Source organism: Maricaulis sp. (assembly GCF_030149235.1).
Taxonomy (GTDB): domain Bacteria; phylum Pseudomonadota; class Alphaproteobacteria; order Caulobacterales; family Maricaulaceae; genus Maricaulis.
This window is the reverse complement of sequence record NZ_JASBRW010000068.1, coordinates 16,994-39,153: the sequence shown is the minus strand read 5'-3', so window position 1 is coordinate 39,153 and position 22,160 is coordinate 16,994. Positions and strand designations below refer to the sequence as shown.

General features: G+C 60.6%; 22 protein-coding genes. 12 read left to right on the top strand and 10 right to left on the bottom strand.

Annotated elements, in window-relative coordinates:
* Positions 1 to 138: 138 nt before the first annotated feature.
* The 5 genes from Q1V51_RS10110 to pseC all read left to right on the top strand — a co-directional run bounded on the left by Q1V51_RS10110 (position 139) and on the right by pseC (position 4,925).
* Positions 139 to 963 carry a flagellin gene (locus tag Q1V51_RS10110; protein ID WP_300555953.1) on the top strand — a complete coding sequence of 275 codons (825 nt, stop codon included), beginning with the start codon at positions 139 to 141 and terminating at the stop codon, positions 961 to 963.
* A 354-nt stretch (positions 964 to 1,317) separates the two neighbouring features.
* Positions 1,318 to 2,142, top strand: a complete 825-nt coding sequence (locus Q1V51_RS10105; RefSeq protein ID WP_300555951.1) for a flagellin — start codon at positions 1,318 to 1,320, stop codon at positions 2,140 to 2,142.
* A 103-nt stretch (positions 2,143 to 2,245) separates the two neighbouring features.
* Positions 2,246 to 2,611, top strand: coding sequence for a flagellar protein FlaG (locus tag Q1V51_RS10100; protein WP_300555949.1), 366 nt, complete (start codon positions 2,246 to 2,248; stop codon positions 2,609 to 2,611).
* 202 nt (positions 2,612 to 2,813) lie between these two features.
* The gene (locus Q1V51_RS10095) at positions 2,814 to 3,647 is read left to right on the top strand and encodes a flagellin (protein WP_300555947.1); all 834 of its coding nucleotides are present in this window, start codon (positions 2,814 to 2,816) and stop codon (positions 3,645 to 3,647) included.
* A 111-nt stretch (positions 3,648 to 3,758) separates the two neighbouring features.
* Positions 3,759 to 4,925, top strand: a complete 1,167-nt coding sequence (gene pseC, locus Q1V51_RS10090; RefSeq protein ID WP_300555945.1) for a UDP-4-amino-4,6-dideoxy-N-acetyl-beta-L-altrosamine transaminase — start codon at positions 3,759 to 3,761, stop codon at positions 4,923 to 4,925.
* Here pseC and pseG read toward each other — a convergent pair.
* Together pseG and pseB are read right to left on the bottom strand one after the other, a co-directional pair.
* The gene (gene pseG, locus Q1V51_RS10085; protein ID WP_300555943.1) at positions 4,922 to 5,950 is read right to left on the bottom strand and encodes a UDP-2,4-diacetamido-2,4,6-trideoxy-beta-L-altropyranose hydrolase; all 1,029 of its coding nucleotides are present in this window, start codon (positions 5,948 to 5,950) and stop codon (positions 4,922 to 4,924) included. The two genes, pseC and pseG, sit on opposite strands and share 4 nt — an antisense overlap.
* Positions 5,947 to 6,999, bottom strand: a complete 1,053-nt coding sequence (gene pseB, locus Q1V51_RS10080; RefSeq protein WP_300555941.1) for a UDP-N-acetylglucosamine 4,6-dehydratase (inverting) — start codon at positions 6,997 to 6,999, stop codon at positions 5,947 to 5,949. The genes pseG and pseB overlap by 4 nt, the downstream gene beginning before the upstream one ends.
* A 24-nt stretch (positions 7,000 to 7,023) precedes the next feature.
* Between pseB and Q1V51_RS10075 the strand changes: the two genes are divergently transcribed.
* Both Q1V51_RS10075 and Q1V51_RS10070 read left to right on the top strand, forming a co-directional pair.
* On the top strand, positions 7,024 to 7,905 hold the full coding sequence (locus Q1V51_RS10075) for an NTP transferase domain-containing protein (protein ID WP_366522735.1): 882 nt from the start codon (positions 7,024 to 7,026) through the stop codon (positions 7,903 to 7,905).
* A gap of 82 nt (positions 7,906 to 7,987) precedes the next feature.
* Complete coding sequence (locus Q1V51_RS10070; RefSeq protein WP_300555937.1) at positions 7,988 to 10,744, top strand: hypothetical protein; 2,757 nt, start codon at positions 7,988 to 7,990, stop codon at positions 10,742 to 10,744.
* A gap of 252 nt (positions 10,745 to 10,996) precedes the next feature.
* Here Q1V51_RS10070 and Q1V51_RS10065 read toward each other — a convergent pair whose 3' ends face one another.
* Genes Q1V51_RS10065 through Q1V51_RS10055 form a run of 3 tightly spaced genes read right to left on the bottom strand, consistent with a single transcriptional unit; the run spans position 10,997 to position 12,896 of the window.
* Positions 10,997 to 11,446 carry a flagellar basal-body protein FlbY gene (locus tag Q1V51_RS10065; RefSeq protein ID WP_300555935.1) on the bottom strand — a complete coding sequence of 150 codons (450 nt, stop codon included), beginning with the start codon at positions 11,444 to 11,446 and terminating at the stop codon, positions 10,997 to 10,999.
* Positions 11,447 to 11,457: 11 nt separating this feature from the next.
* Positions 11,458 to 11,781: a rod-binding protein gene (locus Q1V51_RS10060; protein WP_300555933.1), complete on the bottom strand. Its 324-nt coding sequence runs from the start codon at positions 11,779 to 11,781 to the stop codon at positions 11,458 to 11,460.
* Entirely contained in the window at positions 11,781 to 12,896 is a 1,116-nt protein-coding gene (locus Q1V51_RS10055; protein ID WP_300555931.1) for a flagellar basal body P-ring protein FlgI, read from the bottom strand. The genes Q1V51_RS10060 and Q1V51_RS10055 overlap by 1 nt, the downstream gene beginning before the upstream one ends.
* Positions 12,897 to 13,141: 245 nt before the next feature.
* Between Q1V51_RS10055 and Q1V51_RS10050 the strand changes: the two genes are divergently transcribed.
* Both Q1V51_RS10050 and dksA read left to right on the top strand, forming a co-directional pair.
* The gene (locus tag Q1V51_RS10050; protein ID WP_300555929.1) at positions 13,142 to 13,552 is read left to right on the top strand and encodes a flagellar assembly protein FliX; all 411 of its coding nucleotides are present in this window, start codon (positions 13,142 to 13,144) and stop codon (positions 13,550 to 13,552) included.
* Between the two features lie 173 nt (positions 13,553 to 13,725).
* A complete protein-coding gene (gene dksA / locus Q1V51_RS10045; RefSeq protein WP_300555927.1) occupies positions 13,726 to 14,154 on the top strand; it encodes an RNA polymerase-binding protein DksA in 429 nt (142 codons plus the stop codon).
* Positions 14,155 to 14,164: 10 nt separating this feature from the next.
* On the opposite strand, the gene Q1V51_RS10040 is transcribed toward dksA, so the two are convergent.
* From Q1V51_RS10040 to Q1V51_RS10020, 5 genes are all read right to left on the bottom strand, one after another.
* On the bottom strand, positions 14,165 to 16,219 hold the full coding sequence (locus Q1V51_RS10040; protein WP_300555925.1) for a hypothetical protein: 2,055 nt from the start codon (positions 16,217 to 16,219) through the stop codon (positions 14,165 to 14,167).
* A 329-nt stretch (positions 16,220 to 16,548) separates the two neighbouring features.
* Positions 16,549 to 17,298: a flagellar basal body L-ring protein FlgH gene (flgH, locus tag Q1V51_RS10035; protein ID WP_300555923.1), complete on the bottom strand. Its 750-nt coding sequence runs from the start codon at positions 17,296 to 17,298 to the stop codon at positions 16,549 to 16,551.
* Between the two features lie 19 nt (positions 17,299 to 17,317).
* Positions 17,318 to 18,244 (bottom strand): flagellar basal body P-ring formation chaperone FlgA, encoded by a 927-nt coding sequence (gene flgA / locus Q1V51_RS10030; protein ID WP_300555922.1) that lies wholly within the window; start codon positions 18,242 to 18,244, stop codon positions 17,318 to 17,320.
* Between the two features lie 11 nt (positions 18,245 to 18,255).
* Positions 18,256 to 19,041: a flagellar basal-body rod protein FlgG gene (gene flgG, locus Q1V51_RS10025; protein WP_300555920.1), complete on the bottom strand. Its 786-nt coding sequence runs from the start codon at positions 19,039 to 19,041 to the stop codon at positions 18,256 to 18,258.
* Between the two features lie 15 nt (positions 19,042 to 19,056).
* A complete protein-coding gene (locus tag Q1V51_RS10020; protein ID WP_300555918.1) occupies positions 19,057 to 19,803 on the bottom strand; it encodes a flagellar hook-basal body complex protein in 747 nt (248 codons plus the stop codon).
* Positions 19,804 to 20,059: 256 nt separating this feature from the next.
* On the opposite strand from Q1V51_RS10020, the gene Q1V51_RS10015 reads away from it, so the two are divergent.
* From Q1V51_RS10015 to Q1V51_RS10005, 3 genes are read left to right on the top strand one after another with little or no spacing between them, the layout of a single operon-like run.
* Complete coding sequence (locus tag Q1V51_RS10015; RefSeq protein WP_300555916.1) at positions 20,060 to 20,620, top strand: flagellar basal body-associated FliL family protein; 561 nt, start codon at positions 20,060 to 20,062, stop codon at positions 20,618 to 20,620.
* A gap of 11 nt (positions 20,621 to 20,631) precedes the next feature.
* Positions 20,632 to 21,768 (top strand): flagellar motor switch protein FliM, encoded by a 1,137-nt coding sequence (gene fliM, locus Q1V51_RS10010; RefSeq protein ID WP_300555914.1) that lies wholly within the window; start codon positions 20,632 to 20,634, stop codon positions 21,766 to 21,768.
* A complete protein-coding gene (locus Q1V51_RS10005; RefSeq protein WP_300555912.1) occupies positions 21,765 to 22,154 on the top strand; it encodes a DUF6468 domain-containing protein in 390 nt (129 codons plus the stop codon). Before fliM ends, Q1V51_RS10005 begins: the two co-directional genes overlap by 4 nt.
* Positions 22,155 to 22,160: the final 6 nt, after the last annotated feature.

The window sequence follows — 22,160 nt, the reverse complement described above, 5'->3', positions numbered from 1 at the left end:
TTAATATTCTATAACACTGAAAATATTGAAAAAATCACTGCAGCGCTTCGGCACGCGGTTTGCGACGTCATGTGCGGGCAAAAGGCCCAGGGTCGAAAAATTCGACTTCCATTGCTTCCAGAACGGAGGACTTAGAACATGCTTTCTGTGAACACGAATGCGGCGGCCATGGTCGCCCTGCAGAACCTGAGCAAAACCAATATGGATCTGGCCGAGACCCAGACACGCATCAATACCGGCCTGAGGGTTGCCGGCGCTAAGGACGATGGCGGTGTTTTCGCTATCGCCCAGCGCATGCGCAGCCAGGTCGCCGGCTTTGGTGTGGTCAAGCAAAGTCTCGACCTCTCGACTTCGACCACAGACGTTGCAATCGCCGCAGGTGAGGCGATTTCCGATCTCTTGATCGAAATGAAGGAAAAGGCCCTCGCGGCTTCTGATGCATCTCTCGACGCACAGTCGCGCACTGCCTTGAATGAAGATTTCAAGTCGCTGCGTGATCAGGTCACGACGATTGTATCGAACGCGGAATTCAACGGCACGAACATGATTGATGGTTCCGTGACGTCGATTTCCGCCCTCGCCAATTCCGATGGTACGAATACCATCCGTATCTCGGACGAAAACCTGTCGCTGGGTGGTGGTGTTGTTACCCTCGCAGCAACGGCGTCTTTCGCAACGGCGGGCGATGCGTCCACCATCGTGACCACGATCGAAACGTCCCTGGACAACCTGAACCAGTCGCTCGCGCGTCTGGGTACGGGCTCCAAATCGCTCGAAGTTCACAATAACTTCGTGACGAAACTGTCGGACGCTGTTGAGCAGGGTATCGGGGCGTTGGTCGATGCCGACCTGGCCAAGGAAAGTGCCAAACTCCAGTCGCTGCAGACCAAGCAGCAGCTGGGCGTCCAGGCGCTCTCCATTGCCAATCAGGCACCGTCCACGATCCTCTCCTTCTTCCGGTAGTCGGTCCGTGGGTTGGCTGGGATCGCTTCGGCGATCCCAGCTACTTTTTTCTGCGGATCCACTCGTGGCGATTTCGCGTGCCTGAAATCGCAAATTAACCCTCTGTAAACCATACATTTTTGCCGACCGGCAGATATTGCCGGGCGGTTTTGCCTGTTTGGTGGGCAATTTCTGCCGGGCCGATGGTTACTCCCGGCAGATTTGAGTCGGCAAATATCGCCTACCGAATCACACGAATCGAGGTTAACGCCCTGCGTCAATAGGCAATTGGCACCGTCCTTGCTCTTTCCACAGGAGGGTCAGAAGACCCAGCGAGCAAAAAGCTCGAGAACCTAGAAAGGAAAGGGCCAAGAAATGGCTACTATCAACACGAATGCCGGCGCCATGGTTGCGCTGCAAAACCTGAACTCGACCAATAAAGAGCTTCAGCAGGTTCAGTCCCGCATCAACACGGGTCTGGCCGTCTCGTCCGCCAAGGACAATGGTGGTGTCTTCGCAATTGCGCAGAAAATGCGTTCTGACGTCAACGGTTACTCCGCTGTCGGCAACTCGCTCGACCTGGCTGCTTCCACCGCTGATGTCGCCTTGGCCGGTGGTGAGGCAATTTCCGATCTCCTCGTAGAGATGAAGGAAAAGGCTCTGGCCGCCGCTGATAGCTCGCTCGACGCGTCTTCTCGTTCAGCTCTGAACGAAGATTTCAAATCGCTGCGGGATCAGATCGCCACGATCGTTTCCAACGCAGAATTCAACGGAACGAACATGATCGACGGTTCTGTGACCTCGATCTCCGCTCTGGCGAATGCTGACGGTACCAACACCATCCGTATTTCCGACGAGAACCTCTCGCTCGGCGGTGGTGTTGTCACCCTGGCTGCTACCGCGTCCTTCGCGACGGCAGGTGATGCGGCCACGATCGTGACCACGATTGAAACCTCCCTCGACAACCTGAACCAGTCGCTGGCGCGCCTGGGTACGGGTTCGAAGTCCCTCGAAGTGCACAAGGACTTCGTTGCCAAGCTGTCTGATGCCCTGGAAAAGGGTATCGGCAACCTCGTCGACGCGGACCTGGCAAAAGAGAGTGCGCGTTTGCAGTCCCTGCAGGTCAAGCAGCAGCTTGGCGTTCAGGCTCTGTCGATCGCCAACTCGGCGCCGAGCACGATCCTGGGATACTTCCGTTAATTCACGGGTCGGGTGGCGGGCTAGTCCCGCCACCCATTCCCTGAGTTGACGGCGGGAATACACACTATGGAGGCGCTGATGCCTCCGCGTCAGCGAAGAAGAAATGGCAGAGACAGGCTTCAACCCATCGTCTGTCGTGGTGGTTCCAACCTCCGACAGCCGGGACAAGATATCCGACCGCGTGCAATCCGAGGCACAGCGTGTTCAACCTGTTGAGAAACAGGACGGGACGAGTCTACGCCGCAAGCCGGCCGAAGAGACTGCCGCCGAAATCGAGCAACTGGCCGAAGGAGCGTTTAAAAACTCCCGGCTCTCGATCACGCGGGATACCGCGTCCAAGGACTTTATCTATATGATGGTCGATCAGGATACGGGCGAAGCGGTGCGCCGCTGGCCGCCTGAGACCCATTCGGAACTGCTGGAATATCTGCGCACGCAGACCGCAGGCCTGATCAATCAGCGCGCCTGAACGCCCGGCAAAAATGACCGCCCGGGCAGGCAAGTCCCGGCAATGTTAAGCAAACGACTCTGGCCCAGTGCTGGGGTGCTTTGCGTTTTATTCAATGTTTATATTGGCTTGTGGTGTGTGTGCCAGTTCGGCACGCCTCTTGCGCCTTGTCCGTCGAACACGCTGCAAAAGTGCAGCCGTAAGAAGTTGCGGAGAATGTCGCATGACCCTCAGTGTCCACACCAATAGCGCCGCGATGATCGCGCTCCAGAACCTCACCAAGACCAATGAGGAGATGGAGCAGGTCCAGTCTCGTATCAATACGGGTCTCAAGATCGGTGGCTCGAAGGACAATGCCGCGATCTATGCGGTGGCTCAGTCCATGCGGGCAGACATCCGGGCACTTGATGCAGTGCAGTCCGGTCTCGATCGCGCCTCCACGATCGGTGATGTGGCCCTGGCGGCCGGTGAGGCCATTTCTGACCTCCTGGTGCAGATGCGCGAGAAAGCCGTGGCGGCGATGGACCCGTCGCTCGATACCTTCTCCCGTGCCGCTTATGACAGTGACTTCAAGTCGCTGCTCGATCAGATCCAGGTCATCATCGACAATGCCGAGTTCGATGGCGCCAACATGATCAATGGCGCGGTCACCAATGGTATCGAATTCCTCGCTGATGCCGACGCGACCCGTTCAGTGACCCTGAAGTCCCATGACCTGACCTTTGGCGGCGCGATCATCACGCTGGCGGCGACGGCCAGCCTCGGCACGGTGACCCTAGCGAGCGGCATTGCCACCACGATCCAGACCAGCCTCGACAACGTCAACCAGGCGCTGGCCAATCTGGGTTCGGACACCAAAAAGCTCGAGGCCCATTCCGGCTTCGTGAACAAGCTGATGGACAGTCTTGAGAAAGGTGTCGGCGACCTCGTCGACGCGGACCTCGCGACCGAGAGCGCGAAACTGCAGGCCTTGCAGGTGAAGCAGCAGCTCGGTGTTCAGGCGCTGTCGATCGCCAACTCTGCGCCGCAGATCATTCTCAACCTGTTCCAGGGCTAAGCCGATTGGCTGGCCTGACATTCTCCACCACCACGGTTGCGGCTCCCTTCGGGGAGCCGTTTCTGTAAGGGCGACTCGCCACATGATGTGCGCGTTTAAGAGGACAAGGCGATGAGCAACAGCTTCCTGCCCTATGGTCGGCAATCAATCGACCAGGCCGACATCGATGCGGTCACAGACGTGTTGCGGGGCGATTGGCTGACCACCGGGCCCGCGGTCCGGGAATTTGAGCAGGATTTCGAAGCGGCGACCGGGGCGCCTCATGCCCGGGCCTGTTCCAACGGGACAACAGCGCTTCACCTGGCTCTGGCAGCATCGGGGCTGGGGCGGGGCGATGTCGCGATCGTACCTGCTATAACCTTCATGGCGACAGCCAATGCGGCGCGTTATTGCGGAGCTGAGGTCGTGTTTGCCGACGTTGATGCGCAAACCGGGCTGATGACTGCCGCGACACTGCAGGATGCGATTGATCGCGCGGGTGGCCGTGTCCAGGCGGTACTGCCCGTGCATCTGGCCGGACAGGTTTGTGACATGCCGGCGATCGAGCCGTTGGCCCGGGCCGCTGGTGCCGTGGTGGTCGAGGATAGTTGCCATGCCATCGGCACGACCACGCCGTGGGGCGAGGTGGGCAATTGTGCCCATGCCGATGCGGCGACTTTCTCCTTCCACCCGGTCAAGACGATCGCCGCCGGGGAGGGCGGTCTGGTGACGACCGCAAGGGCCGATACGGCGCGCCAGATCGAGATCCTGCGCAGCCATGGTATTGAGCGGGATCCGGGCCGGCATGAACGCCAGGAAGACGAGCCCTGGTGGCATGAAATGCAGGCCCTGGGCTGGAATTTCCGCCTGTCCGATATCCAGGCCGCGCTGGCCCGGTCTCAACTGCGCCGATTGGCGGCATTCAAGGCCAGACGCCAGGCCCTTGCCGCAGCCTATGATGGGGCGCTGGACGGGCTGGCACCCGTGGTCCAGCCAATCGCCCGCGTGCCCGGCAATGATGCCTGCCTGCACCTTTATGCGGCCCGGATCGATTTTGCAGCGGCGGGCCTGACCCGTTCCCAGGTGATGTCCGGCCTGCGTGAGCACGGTATTGGCACCCAGGTGCATTACATCCCGGTTTCCGATCAGCCTTATTACAGGGCGCGCTATGGTCAGATCGACCTGCCGGGCGCGCGGCACTATTATGAGCGCACGTTGAGCCTGCCGCTGTATCAGGGGATGTCGGATGATGATCCGGTGCGGGTCGTCGAGGCGCTGAAGATGGTGATGGCGCTCTAGAGCCGGGTCAGGATGGCTTCGGCCAGGCGTGCGGCACCCGCGCCATCGCTGATCGATTGGGCGTTTTGCGCCATTTCCGCCAGACGTTCAGGCGTCATTCTGGCGAGTGCCTCGGGCAAGGTCTTCTCGATTGGCGCGTTTGGTGAAACCCGCTCGGCAGCACCGCTATCGTGCAGGTGATTGGCCAGGGCGAGCTGGTTGTCGGCGAGGACGAGGATCAGGCTGGGCAGTCCCAGAATACAACGTTCCAGCGCCGTGCCGCCGCCCGCTCCGATGGCGAGGTCGGCGTCCGTCATGCGCCGGGCGATGTCGCGGGCCTCGATCGTCAGGGTCAATCGGTCATATTCCCGGCTGAGCGTCTCGAGCGCCTCTCGGCTCTGCGCCCGGGCGCCGAGAATGACTTCGACCTCGCCGGGAAAGGCGTCCAGCACAACCCGCGCGACCTGCCAGCTGATCCCGCGCACATCGGTCAGACCCATGCTGATCAGGATGCGGCGCAATTCCGGCGTCTGGCGGCGGGCCAGTGCCGCGGGCCGAGCGGTAATGAATTCCTCTCGCGCCGCATAGTATTGGGGACCAAGCAGCAGGGTTGTGTCATCACCAATACGCCCGGCATATTGCGCTGCGCTGGCGCCGAGACTTTGGTCGATCAGCAGGTCGCAGTCATGGATGCGTTCCGGCAGGTCTTCATAGGCCGCGACGCACCCGGCAATGGCGCGATAGCCGCGCTCATCCTCCACCGTGCTGTCGTAAAGATCGATAATTGCGGCGTCGGCGCGTCCATTCCACTCAGATGGGACCGGAAGCTCACCGCTATCGCGCGCAACCAGGACCGGAAATCCGCAATCATCCAGCCGGGGGACGACGGCGGATGCGCCGGGATTGCACGCAAACGCCACATCCGCACCGCGAAATCTCGCAGCATCAGCCAGCGCAAGACAGCGGGTGATATGGCCGCCACCCAGCTCAGGCCGGGCATCGGCGCGCATGATGATGCGCGGCAAATGCCCGCGGTGCTGGCTCACTGCTCCAGCACGCCGTCCAGATAGGCCTTCAGGTCGGCACTATCGAGCTGCTCCGGATTGGTGTGCGAGGCATAGCTGAACCCGTCCGGCACCGGCTCGGCGCCGTTGTCCAGATAGGCCTGACGCCGGCTTTCCCCATAGGCGGGCAAGATGGCGTAACGATCGCCAAGCTCCATCGTCGTATGGGCGTCATCCTCCGGCACCATCACTTCATGAAGCTTTTCTCCGGGGCGTATGCCTATGATTTTATGCGGCAAGTCGGGCGCTAATGTCTTCGCCAGATCAACCGTGCTGGAAGACGGGATCTTCGGGACGAATACTTCACCCCCCTTCGCCATGGCCAGGCTGGACAAGACAAAGTCCACGCCCTGTTCAAGTGTGATCCAGAACCGGGTCATGCGGGCATCGGTGATGGGCAGTTCCGGCGCGCCCTCGGCAATCAGCTTCTTGAAGAAGGGAATAACCGAACCGCGAGAACCAACGACATTGCCGTAGCGCACCACCGAGAAAACCGGCCCGCCTTCTCCGCCCATATGCTGGGCTGCCGTGAATATTTTATCCGATGCAAGCTTCGAGGCGCCGTAGAGATTGATCGGGTTGGCCGCCTTGTCAGTCGACAGGGCACACACATGTTTGACCCCGCGCTTGATCGCCGCCCGCACCACATTCTCTGCGCCCATGACATTGGTCTTGATGCATTCGAATGGATTGTACTCGGCAATCGGCACATGTTTCAGGGCCGCGGCGTGGATCACGACATCAACGTCACGCATGGCCTGGTCGAGGCGGGCCTCGTCGCGGACATCACCAATAAAATAACGCAAAAACGGCCAGTCATTGGGCGAAAAATCCTGCGCCATTTCATACTGTTTCAGCTCATCCCGGGAGAAGATGATGAGCTTTTTCGGCTTAAACTCGCGGCATATGGTCTGGGTCAATTGCCGGCCGAATGAGCCGGTGCCTCCGGTGACCAGAATGGTCTTGCCGTTGAGGTCGATGCGCGGCTCAGAGAAGTCGCGGTGTGCAGCAGGCGTCGAAGAGGTTGCCATGGCGGTTTCTCTCGATTCGAAACGATGCGCCGACGCTGTGCCGGTTGGGTTAACGGCGCGTTAGGAACCCGGGCGCATCGTCAATCTATAACAATTAGCTCCCCAGCCCGAGGCCCGGTCATGACTACCGCCGCAATCGTCCAAGCGCGTTCCACTCAGTTCCAAGACAAAGATCTGATCTTGCAGTCTCTTGGCGAGAAAACGGCGCTTATCCGCGTGCTCGATCGATGCGCCCGGATTGCGGGGGTCGACCAGGTCATCTGCACCATTCCGGAAAGCGAAGTCGAAACCCAGCTGGCGCTTGAAATCCTGCGCAATGGCCACCTTCTATCTGTAGGGCCGGACAGTGATCCACTCTCGGATCTTACGCATGCGGTCGAGGATTATGGGGTCGAGACCGTGGTTCTGGTCAGCGCGGCGTCGCCCTTCATCGACCCGGGTATCTGCGCCAAGGTGCTTGAGCTCTATGACAGTGCCAGTGCCGACTATGCGTGCAACACCATGCCGGCCCTCTTCCCACGGGGGCTTGAATGCGAGGTCTTCCCCGCTGTTCTTGCTGCAGAAGCGAACCGTATTGCCCGTGAAGACTATGCCCGTGAGGATGCGACCTTGTGGATGCGCGAGCATGTCTATCTGCAAAAAGCCAACCTGCGTGGCCCCGGTGGCGGTCTTGAGAGCCTGAACTGGATGGTGAGCAATCAGGCGCAGCTGGACCAGGCCCGTCTCTTGTTCGATGAGTTGGGCGAAGCGGCTGGCGAAGCTTCCGCAGCCGAGCTCGCGGCACTCTGCCTGCGTCGTCCGGATCTTTCGGGCGAGATTTCCGAAGCGGCCGGCGAGGGCAATCCGGTAGCGCATCTGCGCGCCGATATCGAAAGCGCTGTCGCTTCTCTGAAAATCGCCGCCTGAGCGTTCGGTTAACTCCGTTTGGAAACCCTTTCTTTGCGTTCCGGCGTCACACTCGTGAGTCGGTAGAAAGGATTCTCGTGCCGTGACCGTTATCGGACTGAACGCTGGTGTGCTGACGAGTTGGTTCAACTCGCGCATTTCTGCGTCCGTCGCGACCAATTCGGCCCTGTCCAATCTGCCCTCGTCGGCGAGCCGCAACAATGCCGCCGAAGTGACACCGCCCTGGGATATCCGCGGTGATGTGACCACGCTCGAAGAGCTGCGTCGCAAGGTGCTTGCGGATGGTGTTTTCTTTCGCGACCCGGACCGGGAGTTCTCCGGCCTCGATGCGGCGAAGGATCACAAGGCGCTGTTTTCGCTGCACCAGGGTCTCAAACGCTTGATGTCCCTGGCCGAAGAAGCGGCGGACAAGACAACGACGGGATCCCGCCGAGACTTTCTTGAGAAGCGCTTCGTCAATGGCCTTGCCGATCTCGATACCTATTTCGACAACATGAACCTGACCGAGGTGAACCTCCTCAAGGGCGAGAAATTGTCCAAGCTGGAGAGTGAAGTCGCCGTATCGCGGGGCTTGTCGCAATTCACTACCGGCACGATCCACAGCGGCGCTTTCGACGCCGAGGTGGCCAGCCTGACGGGCGATGTCCGTTTCACCGTCTCGGTGACGAAGAGTGGCATCACGACTGATGTGAATATTGATCTGGCTGATATGGGCGCTACACCCCGCAACCTCGATAACATCGCTGATCATATCAATACCCAGCTGGAGGCGGCTGGGATGATCACCCGCTTTGAGCGCACCAAGATCGGTGAGGAAGACGAGAACGGGGTCGTGCAGGGCGATGATTTCGGTTTTCTGGTCAAGGGTGCCCAAACCGAACGCGTCGCCTTTTCTGCTCCAGCGGCACAGCCGGCAGTTTACTTCACAGGGGTCTCCGGCATCAACCAGACGGCAGGCGGCCAGATCGTCAAGCTGACCGATATCGCCTCCGGGACCCCGACGACCGAGGTCTCCACCCGTTTCAGCGCCGACCAGACCCTGACCGAAGTCGAGGTGGTGGGTTCAGAGGACGGCGAGACGCGTCAGAAGGCCGAGGATAATCCGCTGGAAATCCAGGCCAGCGCCAATGCGGCTGATGGTGGTCTCTTTGTCGTGGGCCAGACGACAAGCAGCGTTGACGGTCAATTGCTCAAGGGCAGCCAGGATCTGGTTCTGGCCAAGTATGACAGCCTCGGAAACCGCGTCTGGAGCCGTGTGCTCGGTGCGGCGGAGGAGGCCAAGGGAGTTTCGATTGCCGTCAATGCGAGCGGCGACGTTGTCGTGGCCGGTGAGGTCAAGGGTGACCTGGGCGACACGCTGGATGTCGGCAACAGCGATGCGCTTGTTGCGAAATTCAACGCGGACGGCGTCGAGCAATGGGTCCGGCGCTTCGGCGGTACCGGCGATGACCGGGCCAGTTCGGTCGCGGTCGCTGACGACGGCACGGTTTATGTTGCTGGCAAGACCGATGCCGCCTTTGGCAACCAGGTTCATGCCGGTGGTCTGTCTGACGGTTTTATCCGGGCTCTCGATCAAAACGGTGAAACGCTCTACACGCGCCGCGTCGGCGCGGCGGGCGACGAGACCATTGATACGCTCAGCATTGCCAGCGACGGCGATCTGATCGTTGCCGGATCCGAAGACGGCAATGCGGTAGTGCGCAAATTCGCGGCCGCTGACGGTGCCAGCGCTGCGGTATGGGAGCAGACACTTGGCGCGCTGGAGGACGGCAAGGTCGGCCAGGTCGCGGTTGATGGTGCGAATATTTACCTGACCGGCGCAGCGGGCAGCAGCTTTGCCCCGTCAGCACCGCTCGCCGCGCACAATGGCGGGGTGCGTGACGCCTTCCTGGTCAAGATGACCGATGGTGCCAGTGCGAGCATCGATTACACCACATTCGTCGGCTCCAATGATGACGATACTGGCAATGCCATCGCTGTCGACAATGGCAAAGTCTTTCTTGCGGGCAAGACCTCCGGCGCCATTGGCGGCAATGCCGAAGTCGGCAAGCGCGACGCCTTTGTCGCCCAGCTGGATGCCGTCAGCGGTGGAGTGGACTGGTCGACCCAGATTTCCGGCCGCGGCGGTCTTGCGGAAGCCAAGGGGATCGTCGTCGGGTCACAGGATGACAGTGTTCTTGACGCCCTCGGTCTGCCGACGGGCTCGCTGACCTATACCGATAGCCGTGTGGTCACTGATCGCAGCTCCGCACGCGAGGGCGATCATTTTTACCTCTCCGTCGATGGTGGCCGGCGCAAAAAGATCACTGTCGACAGCAATGACACGATCCGGGCCCTGACCTTCAAGATCAATGCGGCCCTGGTTTTGGACGGGACAGCCGATGTGCGCCGCTCCAGCGAGGGTGATCGGCTGCGTATCAAGGCGGCTGAAGACAAGACGATTGAAGTCTTCGCCGGCGCGGATGGCCGCGATTTGCTGAAGTCGCTGGGTATCAAGCCGGGGGCGATCGTGAATACAGGCTCTCTTCTGGACAAGGACGACAAGAGCGTTGACGGACCGCCGCTGTTTGCGATGGATCTGCCCAACGAGCTGTCGATTGCCGACAAGGATTTCGCTGCAGCTGCCCAGGAAAGCCTGCAGAGCGCCATGTCGATTATCCAGCGGGCATACCGCGATATCACCATGGACCCGGCCTTGAAGGCCTTGCTCAAGGGGCCGAAGGCGGGCCGCGGTGGTGGTACGGTTCCAGCTTATTACAACGCTCAGCTGGCAAATTATCAGGCCGGTCTGGCACGCCTCAATTCAGGCCCAGCCAGTAGTGCCACGGCATTCTTCTAGTTTCCAACGGGTGTGAGATACTAGATCCTGATACCGGACGCCCATTCATAACTGGGCACCATCTCAGCGATACTAAGTCATCGCACACTCGCTGCTTTCTGGCCCTGCGCGGACGCTTTGCCGAGGCCGGTAACGGAGGCAGCACCTAGCTGGGTGGGATCAAGAAATTCCGATCGCGTCACGTGCGGGCCCAAAAAGAAACGGGGCGCCCAACCGGCGCCCCGTTCTTGTATCTGCAGCTGAGGGGAGGGCTCAGATCGTCTGGTTGATTGCCAGGTTCATCCCGCTTGGCGCATGGGTCTGGTGTGTGGCGCCCGGGCCGTAGCCGCCGCCAGCTGATTTCTGGCGAGCGGCCTCATCGGCAATAGCTTTGACCACACCTTCAGTCAGCTGCTTCATGGCTGCGACGGCGTGACCATTTTCTGCCAACGCCTTGTGGAAGACTTCCGTCGACTGCCGCAGCGCCGACTTGACTGTGCTTGGAGCACCGGCGAAGCGCGTTGGTTCCTGCCGGGCACGCGAGACTTCGGTGCGATAGATATTGGCCAGCTTGGACTTTTCATCCTGCAAAGGCAGCGCATCCTGCGGGCGACGCTCCTTGAACAAGGAGGTCTCCTGACGGATTAGATCCGTGAGCCGCTGCGTCAGCTTCAACAACGCCTGGGCGCGCTCTGCTCCGTTACGGGCCGCAAGTTCGGTCATGCTCTATTCCCTCATTCTTGCTGCAAGCGCAGGATTTCGGCTGTCAGCTTGTCGCTCAGGCCAATTCCCCCGGACTCGGCCATGACTTTCGCGTATTCCTCATGCAGCAGGCCGCGGAAGGCATTCTCGCCCGAGCCGCCGCTGAGCGGGTTGTTTTCACCAACGCCCTTGAACATGGCTTCCAGCATCTGACCGATGAAGAAGCCTTCGAACTCTTCGGCGACCGCGCGAGCCTGTTCTTCGGTGCGAACACCGGAAATGTCGGGCGCGGTCTGGCCCCGGCTCTGGGTCGCCGCCAGCGCCTGGTTCATCTGCATATTGAGGAGGTTGTCCATTACAGCACCTCGATATCGGCTTGCAGGGCTCCGGCGGCCTTGATGGCCTGCAGGATGGTAATCAGGTCGCGCGGCGTCACACCTAGCGCGTTGAGGCCATCAACCAGTTCTGCCAGGGAGACGGAGCCTTCCAGGATGCCGAGCCGCATATTGTCCTCGGTGACCTGGATGTCGGTGCGCTCAAGCACTTCGGTCTGGCCATCGCCGAACGGGTTGGGCTGGCTGGCAATCGGCGTCTCGGTGATGGTGATGGTCAGATTGCCTTGGGCAATCGCGACGGTGGAGACGCGGACGTTCTGGCCCATGACAATCGTGCCGGTGTTCTCGTCAATGATGACGCGGGCCGGCAGGTCAGCCTCAACGCGCAGCTGTTCGACCTCGGCCAGCAGATCGATCATGTCGCCTCCAAAGCTGGCCGGACGGCTCAGCTCGACCGTACCCGGATCGACGGCGCGGGCCGCACCGCCACCGATATAGGCGTTGATGGCATCAGCCATGCGGCGGGCCGTGGTGAAATCGGGATTGCGCAGCGACAGCCGCAGTGCGGTGCGGTTGGCGATCTCTGCCCACGGGTCAACGCCGGTGCCGGCAAACGGGTTTTCGACCAGTGCACCATTGGCGATGCGGCCGGAGGTCGGCACACCGCGGGTGATGGACGCGCCGTCGCCTTCCGCCTGGAAGCCGCCAACTGTCAGCGTGCCCTGGGAAACGGCCCAGGCCCGGCCAAGGCTGTCGAACAGCGGCGTTGCGACCAGCGTACCGCCTTGCAGAGAGGATGCGTCACCAATGGCGGAGACCGTCACATCAATCCGGCTGCCCTGCGAGGAAAAGGCGGGCAGCGAGGCCGTAACCATCACCGCGGCAACATTGCGCGTGTTCAGGTTGGCATTGCGGGTGTTGACGTTGAACTGTTCCAGCATCGCGTTGAGCGACTGGTTGGTGAAGCTCGCATTGCGCAGGCTGTCGCCGGTACCGTCCAGACCGACCACCAGGCCATAGCCGACCAGATGATTGTCGCGAACGTCCTCGACATCGACCATGTCCTTGATCCGCGAATTGGCGAATGCAGGAGCGGTGAGGATGAGGGCGGCGATGGCGATGAGGATGTGGCGCATTTTTCGGGTCTCCGAAACTTCGCCAGACCCGTTGCCAGAAGCGTGCCAGAATGCGCGCCGGTATTCATAATTAAATCGTAATAAAAACAATGATCTATATAATTATAGCGGGGTGCCGGCGGCGGCAGAATATCCCCCCTGGCAGGCCTGCCCGGTAGAATTTTCCCAGCAAGAGGGTAGAGTTAAGCCTCTGTTAATGGCGAAGGCGCATGCCTTAACCATTCAAGTCAGGATGTGATTCTGCGATGAAAATTACCGGACCCAATGCCACCAGCTCCATCTCTTCCGCTAAGCGAAAGGGCGCAACGCGCTCGGCTGGCGAAACCTTTACCCCGGAACACATGGCAAGCACCGGTTCGGCGATGGGTGCCAGCGCGGCCTCGTCCATTCAGGGGGTCGATGCCATCCTTGCGCTGCAGTCTGTCGGGGACTTTACCGAGGCTCGCAAGCAGGCTACCGACCGCGCCTTTGACATGCTTGACGTGTTGGATGAATTGAAGGTGGCCCTGCTTGAGGGCGGCCTGCCCAAAGCCAAGCTCGAGGCCCTGATGCAATTGCTGCAATCGCGCCGTGATGCCACCAATGATGCGCGTCTCGAAGCGGCGCTCGATGAGGTCGAAACCCGCGCAGCCGTCGAGCTGGCGAAATTCGGCTAGCAGGCGAATAACGGTTGCGCGCGGCAACCGCTAATTCCGTGAACAATTCCAACTAGATGCTGGGTTTTGGCAACCCTAACGGCGGCTACGCGTTGACAGCGGCCTGCGGGTGAATATGCTCCGCCCCGCTTTCGGGGGAGTGCGGCTGTCCGCGGGTGATTGAGATGAAAGCGATGAGCGACGAAAATCGTATCGAATTGCCGAAGGGTTACATTCCGTCTGACGACGAACCCTTCATGAATGATCGCCACAAGGAATACTTCCGGCGCAAGCTGAACGCTTGGAAGGAAGAGATCCTTCGCGAGAGCAAGTCGACAATCTCCAATCTTCAGGAAGATATGGGCGCACTGCCCGATCTTGCCGATCGGGCCTCAACCGAGACGGACCGTTCGCTTGAACTGCGTGCCCGTGATCGCCAGCGCAAGCTGATCTCCAAGATCGACAGCGCGCTGCGTCGCATCGAGGAAGATGATTACGGCTACTGCGAAGAGACCGGTGAGCCGATTGCTCTCGCCCGTCTCGATGCGCGCCCAGTCGCGACCCTGAGCCTCGAGGCACAGGAGCGTCACGAGCGCAAGGAACGCGTTCACCGCGACGACTGAACCGCCTGTTTTACTGCTGTTGCGCTTGCCGAAGGGCGTTCTGGGCATTGAAGCTCGGGATTGAAGAGCTGCGCGGGTCCTCCGGCGGGTAAAGGAATGGCCCCAGATTGACGTCCAGATCCGGCGCACGAACGCTACAAGCCTCATATTGGGCTGTGCCACCGCTGCTGCAGCCGGCCAGGCATTCCTGGTAACGGTTCGAAATGGTTTCTCCGCCGCACATCAGGAATTGATGAGGCCCGTAAGTTTGCCAGAACTGAGTCGCCTGATCGCCCCACACACTTCTTGGGCGCCAAGCCTGTTCGTCTTCCTCCGCTCGCAGTGTCTGGATGCGGGCACGTAGTTCCTCCGCAAGCTGGTTCTCGGTCGCATTCATTCCTCCCGGACGGCTGGCGACGAGGAATAGCCCACCCGCCTCCTGGGCTCCGTCGCGATAAGTATTGGTCGCCGGGTCATAATAGGTTTCAACGAACTCTGTCCCGGTCGCAGTGCGCAGCTGCCGGAGCTGGTCTTCCAGGTCCTGAATCTGGGCCTGCCGGGCGCTGCCCCTATTAGCTGAAATAACTGGTCCGCCATTGGCGAGGTGCTGTTGTTCCAGCTCTTCGATCTGGTCGAGCGCGACCAGTCTTTGCTGATCGAGATGAAAATCCGTTCCGTAGAGCATTGCGCAAGACGCGCGGCACATGTCAGAGAGCGCCGCATTGAATGCGGGCGAGAGCGGCTCAGCTTGGGCAAATCGCGCACCAATCACCGGCATTTCGGCACATGCGGCGACAGCAAGGGCGGCACCGGCTGCGCATTGTTCACGTCGATCTTCCGTTACAATGGAGCAAATCCCGGCATTCTCGATGACGCGGCAGTCATCGCGGATCTGACCCAGGTCCATTTGCGGGGTTTCCCCAAAGGCGCTGTCATCTGTGTCCGTCGTTTCCTCTGAGACTTCGCAATAGGGGCGAATCCAATTGGGTTGCAGCCTCAGGCCAATGGCAAGGATGCTTGCCGTGTTGCGTTCAAGCTCGGCGTGATCAATTCGCGGCAAGTCGTTCCCGCTCTGGCCATCCGGCGGCAGCAGAGTTTGCGGCGCGGGCGGAAGCGGCGAGGGACTGACCGCGCAATTTGCCTGTATGCACCCACTCAATCCGTTGAGGAGTGCCTCCGCATCGGTAACCGTCAAGGCGGCTAGCTCTCTTTGGAGCCCCAGACCACGCAGGCGTTCGGCAAACTCATTGGCTTCTTGACGCTCGCGAAATGCGTCATCATTGAGTGCTGCAACTTCAGCCTGGCGCTGGCTTAATTGCTCGAGGCCCCAGGCCCGAACGGCGCGCGCGAACATCGTGATCGCATTGGCTTGCGCTGTCGAGAGATTGCCCCCACGCAGGTCGCGAATTCCATTGGCGAAATTCTCGGAGGTCGATTTCATGTCGTAGATGAAGCTGATTCCGTCCTCGAGGGGGTCTGTGCGCTCGCGAAAGCGCGGTAACGCCCGAGTGCGAATAGCCGCAAGGTCTTCATAAAGCGCTTCAGTGTCGCGTAGGAATTCATCTGTCGCGCTGAGCATGGCCAGGGCGCCGTGTGTCGGATCCGACATGGCGTCGAGGTCTCCAAATACGAAAACCGTCTGGATAAAGGAGGCGCTCAGACCGATCACCGCGCCCTGCCAGAACAAGACATCGTTCTGATACTGGGCCTCTGCCTCGGTAAGATTGGCTTCCTCGTGCAGATTGTGCAGGTGAGCCAGCTCGAGCGCATGCATGTGATCCAGCGCGTTCTTCATGGCACTCAGCCGCATGTAGAGTTCGCCGGCACTGGACAGTGAGCCATTGGCCGCCGGACAGTCGAAATCCGGGCAGTCTCCGCCAGCACAGGACTGCGTTTGGGCCAGCGCGCTCTGAATGCTCGCACGGATTGCCCGCATATCTGACAAATCGATCCAGCGGAAATGATCACGATGGGCCTCCGACATGTCGTAGAAAGTGTCGGCTGCGGCTTCCGCCGTTGTGTCCTGCGCCCAAGTGCAGGTGGTAATCGCAAAGCTTACAAGCACAGCTGTCAGGTGTTTGATCATTCGGTCCCCCGGATTCTGATCAAACCCTATACCCGATCAGGGCAAACTGTCTCATGCGTCGAGCCAAAAAAGGAGTGCTCGCTGAGTGGGTCGGGTAGGCCGGTCGGGCCGGCGTGCGGAAGGTCTCTGGCTCTGACGCGCTGGCGAGTGAGAGCATCACCACATCTGCATTAGGTGAGGGCCAAAACGGCAGGCGGAGTAAAGATCAGCACCCGGATACAGGACCGGCTAGACGCACGAACGCAATACCTCAGCGGCCGCAAAAAAGAGGCCGTCATGGCGAACCATGACGGCCAGTGGATACCCGATGGTGGCGGGATCTTGTGGTCCTAGAACGGCATCAGGATGTTGTAGAGTTCCTGGCCGTAGGAGGGGCGCTGGACATCGGTCAGATGGCCGCGGCCGCCGTAGGAGATGCGGGCTTCCGCAATCTGAGTGTGGCTGATCGTATTGTCCGAGCCGACGTCTTCAGGACGGGCAATGCCCGAGATCAGCAGCTCGCGAACCTCGTTATTGACGCGAACTTCCTGGCGCCCCGCGATGACCAGATTGCCGTTTGGCAGAACCTGGGTAACCAAGGCGGCGACAGTCAGCGAGATCGTCTCATTGCGGTTGACCGAGCCATCGCCTTCCAGTGATGAGGTCGAGCCGAAGCTGCCCAGGCTGGTCTGGTCGATATTGTCATTGAAGAAACCGGTCAGATCGATGCCGAACAATTGCGTCAGATCGCTGTCCTCTGCCGAGGTGCGAGAGCGATTGGTCGAGTTGGACAGCTGGGCGCGGTCGGAGATGTCGATATTGACGGTGAGAATGTCACCGACACGGGCGGCGCGCGGGTCACCGAAGAAGGTCGGCGAGTTGGCATTCCACAGCGAGTTGCTGGTGCGCGGTGCCATGGTGCGGTTAGGCATGGCATTGACCGGCATCGGAATTTGCGAGGCGCCGGTGCCGACCATGTGGGCCGGGTTTTCGATCGGCGTCATCGGCGGGGTCTGGCCGACATAGGATAGGCGATCCGTGGTGGCGCAGGCCTGTAGGCCGGCACCCAGAGCGATCAGAATAGCGAGTTTCTTGAGCATGGGACTGGTCCTTTAGGCCTTAGAAGCTGGCGGCGCCGAAGCCGACATTGGCCCGGCCGGGGCCTTCAACGAGGGCTTCCACGGTGCGGTTTGATTGCAGATTGACGAAACGGGCTAATTCGCCCTCGGCCGCGTCTTCAAGGGCGCGGGCGCGCACTGACAGCTGAATGCCGGGAGCCTGGAAGGTGAGGGCGATGATCTCGCCGCGGCTGATCACGACCGGCTCCTGCAGGTCATAGCCGCGCAGGGGTTCGTTGGCCCGCAGCGCGCGGCGCGTTTCCGAGCCGATAATGCTTTCCGGATCCGTGATTGCATCGGGACGCACGCGGTCCGCACGTACGGCAATCCAGTCGATATCGTCGGCGTCGATCACTTCACCGGCAGAGACGGGACGGGCGAGGACCGGAATATCCATGGTGGCATAGGCCCGGCCGGTGACACGGACGATATCCCCATCGCTGTATGGGCGGACCTCGACGGCGATCAGGCCGGAGCGCGGGTCAAAGTTAAGCGATAGCACTTCGGGCCCGCCAATGCTGTCGACTGGGGCGTGCAGCATCAGCGCGGTGTTTGACAGGCGCACCTCATGGCGACGACCTTCCGTCATCATCAGCTCGCCTTCCAGGATGTCGGTCAGGGTTTCGCCGGTAATGACGCGGCTGTTGCGGCTGACCGTAACGCGGCGGAGATAGCCGGCATTGGCCCAGTCAAGATCGTTCTGTGCCGCCATGCGCTGGACATAGCTGACATCGAGCGAGGTGCGTGCGCCCGGTGCCGGAGCACGGGCGACCGGCGTGTCTGCAGCTTCGCCGGCGTTTTCGAACAGATCGCCAAGGGTGATCTGGGCGCCGTCGACGCTGAGCCGTTCGCGCAGCACCACCGGTTCGCCAGCCAGCGCCGGAGCGCTGGCCAGGACGGTGAGGGCGATAAGGGTGGAGCGGATCATCTAGCTTCCCCCTAGCGCAGATTGGCACTGGTAGAGAGCATCTCGTCCGCAGCCGTGATGACGCGGGCATTCATCTCGTAGGCCCGTTGCGCCTGGATCAGCGAGGTGATCTCTGACACGGCATTGACGTTGGAGCCCTCGACGAAGCCTTGGCGGATTGTTCCATAGCCCGGTGAGCCCGGCGTGCCGGCATTGGCGGCGCCAGAGGCGGCGCTTTCAAGATAGAGATTGTCGCCCATGGCATCGAGACCGGCTTCGTTGGCAAAGGTCACCAGTTCGAGCTGACCCACCGTTTGCGGTGCGGTCTGGCCATCAATCAATGCCTGGACCTGGCCCTGCTGGTTGATGGAGATGGAGCGCGTACCCTGCGGCACAGCGATGCCCGGTGCGACGGTGTAGCCGTCTGCTGTTACGATCTGGCGGTCGGGGCTGAGCGAGAAGCTGCCGGCCCGGGTGTAGCCGTCGCCGCCGGAGGGCAGCTGAACCCGGAAATAGCCGAGACCGGAGATGGCCAGGTCGAGATCATTACCGGTCTGCGTCATCGAACCCTGTTCAGTAATGCGATAGATCGAGGCGGTTTCCACGCCCAGGCCGACCTGCACCCCGGTGGGCACGATCGTGCCGGCATCGGAGCTGTCAGCGCCGACATTGGCGACGTTCTGATAGAGCAAGTCCTGGAACTCGGCCCGCTGGCGCTTGAATCCCGTTGTGTTCATGTTGGCGAGGTTGTTGGAAATCACCTCGACATTGAGTTGCTGGGCTTCCATGCCCGTGGCGGCGGTCGTGAGAGCACGCATGATCGGGCTCCTCCCTTATGCCTTGCCGAGACGCTCGATGGAGCGTTTCTGCAGGTCTTCAGCTTCTTTGAGGAATTTCGAAACGGACTGATAGCTGCGCATGACGGCCATCATGTCGGTCAGCTCGGTAATGGAGCTGACATTGGAGGCCTCGACATAGCCCTGCCGCACAACCGGTTCGAACATGGCGAGAGGTTCTGCCTCGCCAGGCTGCAGCGGATATTCGAAGCGGCCGGTGCCGGCCTTCGACAGGCGAGCGCGATCTTCAATCTCGAACACACCGATGCGGCCGACCGGATTGCCGTTTTCAAGGATCTGGCCACCGCCCACAATGCGCAGATCCTGCACCGAAGGGTCGAGCACGATCGGCGCTCGTGTGTCTGCGTCGAGAACAGGTGAGCCGTCTGCGGTGACCAGCTGGCCGATTTCATCGAGGCGAAAACGTCCGTCGCGGGTGTATTGCACGCCGCCGGCGGTTTCGACCCCAAAGAAGCCCTCGCCTTCAATGGCCATGTCATAGAGGCGGTTGGTCAGTTCGATATCGCCTTGGGAGAAATCCCGGCCCATACCCCAGGTCGTGGCGAACTGGATGTCGCTGGGACCATCGGTGTGCGTGGCGGTATCTGCCGGCTGGGCTTCGTGCAACAGGTGCTCGACCTTGAAGCCGGCCGTATTGGCGTTGGCGATATTATTGGCCACGACATCCATTGCCCGGCGAAGGGTCATCTGGCGCGACAGGCCGATCATCATTGCGTTGTCCATCGGGTGGTCTCCATTCTGGATGACACATCCACCGTCATGCTGCGGCGGTTGCCTGACATGGTGCACAAGCCGTGCCATGGTTAACGGCCTTAAGAATCAAAGGTTAAGCATGATGGGGCCTGTGTGGGTGGCAGATTTGCCCGGCAGGAAGGGGTGCAAAGTGGGCAAAATTTACCTCTTGACCCCCCCAAAGCTACGGAACGTTAACCGGCCTGTCGGTTAATCGTACCAATGTGATTCCCGTGGGGGTTCCCGGATGGCGGACGAAAACGAAGACTTCGAAGACGAAGACGGTGCAGAAGAGGAAGGCAAGAAGAAAGGCCTTCCCAAACTGGTGATCTTTGGCAGCCTGGGGGCTGTCATTCTGGTGCTGGGCGCGGTTGCGGCATTCTTGCTGCTCTCCGGCGGTGGCGACGAGGAGGTCGTGGCCGAAGGTGAGCATGGCGAGGCGTACGGCGAGCACGCGGCTGAGGAGTATCACTCGACCGAGGTCTATTATTACGACCTGCGCGAGGGTGACGGCACCGAGGAGACCATCACCACCAATATCCGTTCCAGTGATGGCCGGCCGGTCATCGTACAGCTCAAGCTGACCTTCGAGAGCTCTGACGCCAATCTGGGGCCGGTACTCGAAGAACATCTCGATCCGATCATGGACCAGTTCATCGTCTTCTTGCGCGAGCTGCGCGAGGACGACCTTTACGGGTCTGCCGGCATGCACCGTGTACGTCTGGAGTTGCTGCGCCGGGTGAATCTCGCCATCGAACCTGCACAGGTCGATGCGGTGTGGATTCAGGAGTTTATGATTGTTGACTAAGGCGAGCGCGGATGTCTGACGACGAACAAATGGATCAGGATGCCCTGGCGGCAGAGTGGGAGGCCATGGCCGAGGACGGCGATGACCTGGATCTCGCCTCCGAATGGGAAGCCATGGTCGGCGCCGGGGACGACGCGCAAGAGCTCCCGACCGTCGGCGGGGGGCCTGAGCGCATCCTCAACCAGGATGAAATCGACAGTCTGCTCGGCTTCTCGCTGTCCGATGATGATGTGGGCGACAAGTCGGGTATCCGCGCCATTATCAATTCGGCACTCGTCTCTTACGAGCGTCTGCCGATGCTGGAAATCGTCTTCGACCGTCTCGTTCGCTTGATGACCACCAGCCTGCGAAACTTTACCTCGGACAATGTCGAGGTGTCGCTCGACAACATCTCCTCGATCCGTTTCGGTGATTATCTTAACTCGATCCCATTGCCCGCCATTCTGGCGGTGTTCCGGGCCCAGCAGCTCGACAATTACGGCCTGCTGACGGTCGATTCCAATCTGATCTACTCGATTGTGGACGTGCTGCTCGGCGGTCGCCGGGGAACTTCGGCCATGCGTATCGAGGGGCGGCCCTATACCACGATCGAACGTATGCTCGTGCAGCGCATGATCGAGGTGGTTCTGGATGATGCCAAGCAGGCGTTCGCTCCGTTGACCGAGGTTGAGTTCGACCTCGAGCGCGTTGAGACCAACCCGCGCTTTGCCGCCATTGCCCGCCCGGCCAACGCGGCCATCCTCGTTAAGCTTCGCATCGACATGGAAGACCGCGGCGGACGTATCGAGCTCCTGCTGCCTTACGCGACACTGGAGCCGATCCGGAAAATGCTGCTGCAGCAGTTCATGGGTGAGAAATTCGGTCGCGACAATATCTGGGAAGGCCACCTGGCTACCGAGCTTTGGTCGACCAAGATGGAGGTCCACGCGGTGCTGGACGAACAGAAGATTTCCCTCGGTGAGGTGTCCGACCTGAAGGTTGGCGACACTTTCTTCCTCGACGCCACGCCGATGAGCGATGTTGAGCTGCGCTGTGGCGCGGTGACCCTGACACGCGGCCGTATGGGTCGTATCGGACATCATGTTGCCCTGCGGCTGAACGGGCCGCTTACCCCGGGCGCGAAAAAAGCAATGATGAGGTTCGCATGAGCTATGCCGGTCTGATTTTCGAGGGCGCGGTCGCGGCTTTGCTGCTCGTTGCCATTGTTATGTGCTGGCGCGTGGATCGGCGGCTGAATGCGCTGAAAACCGGGCAGGATGGGGTGCGCGAAAGCGTTATCCAGCTCAATGACGCGACCGATCGCGCCCGGGCAAGCCTGGTCGCTCTGGAGCGCGCCACCTCGGAGTCGGCGGAAGTGCTTGAGCAGCGTGTGCGGGAGGCGCGCAGGCTCTCGGATGAGCTGAGCCTGGTGGCCAATCGTGCTGACCGTACCGTCGACAGCATGGCCAAGCGCAAACCGCGCCGCCGTGCCGCCGATATCTTCCCGGAGGGCGCGGGCTCCTCTGTGCTCAACGACCTCAAAGACGTCAGGTAAGCTCAA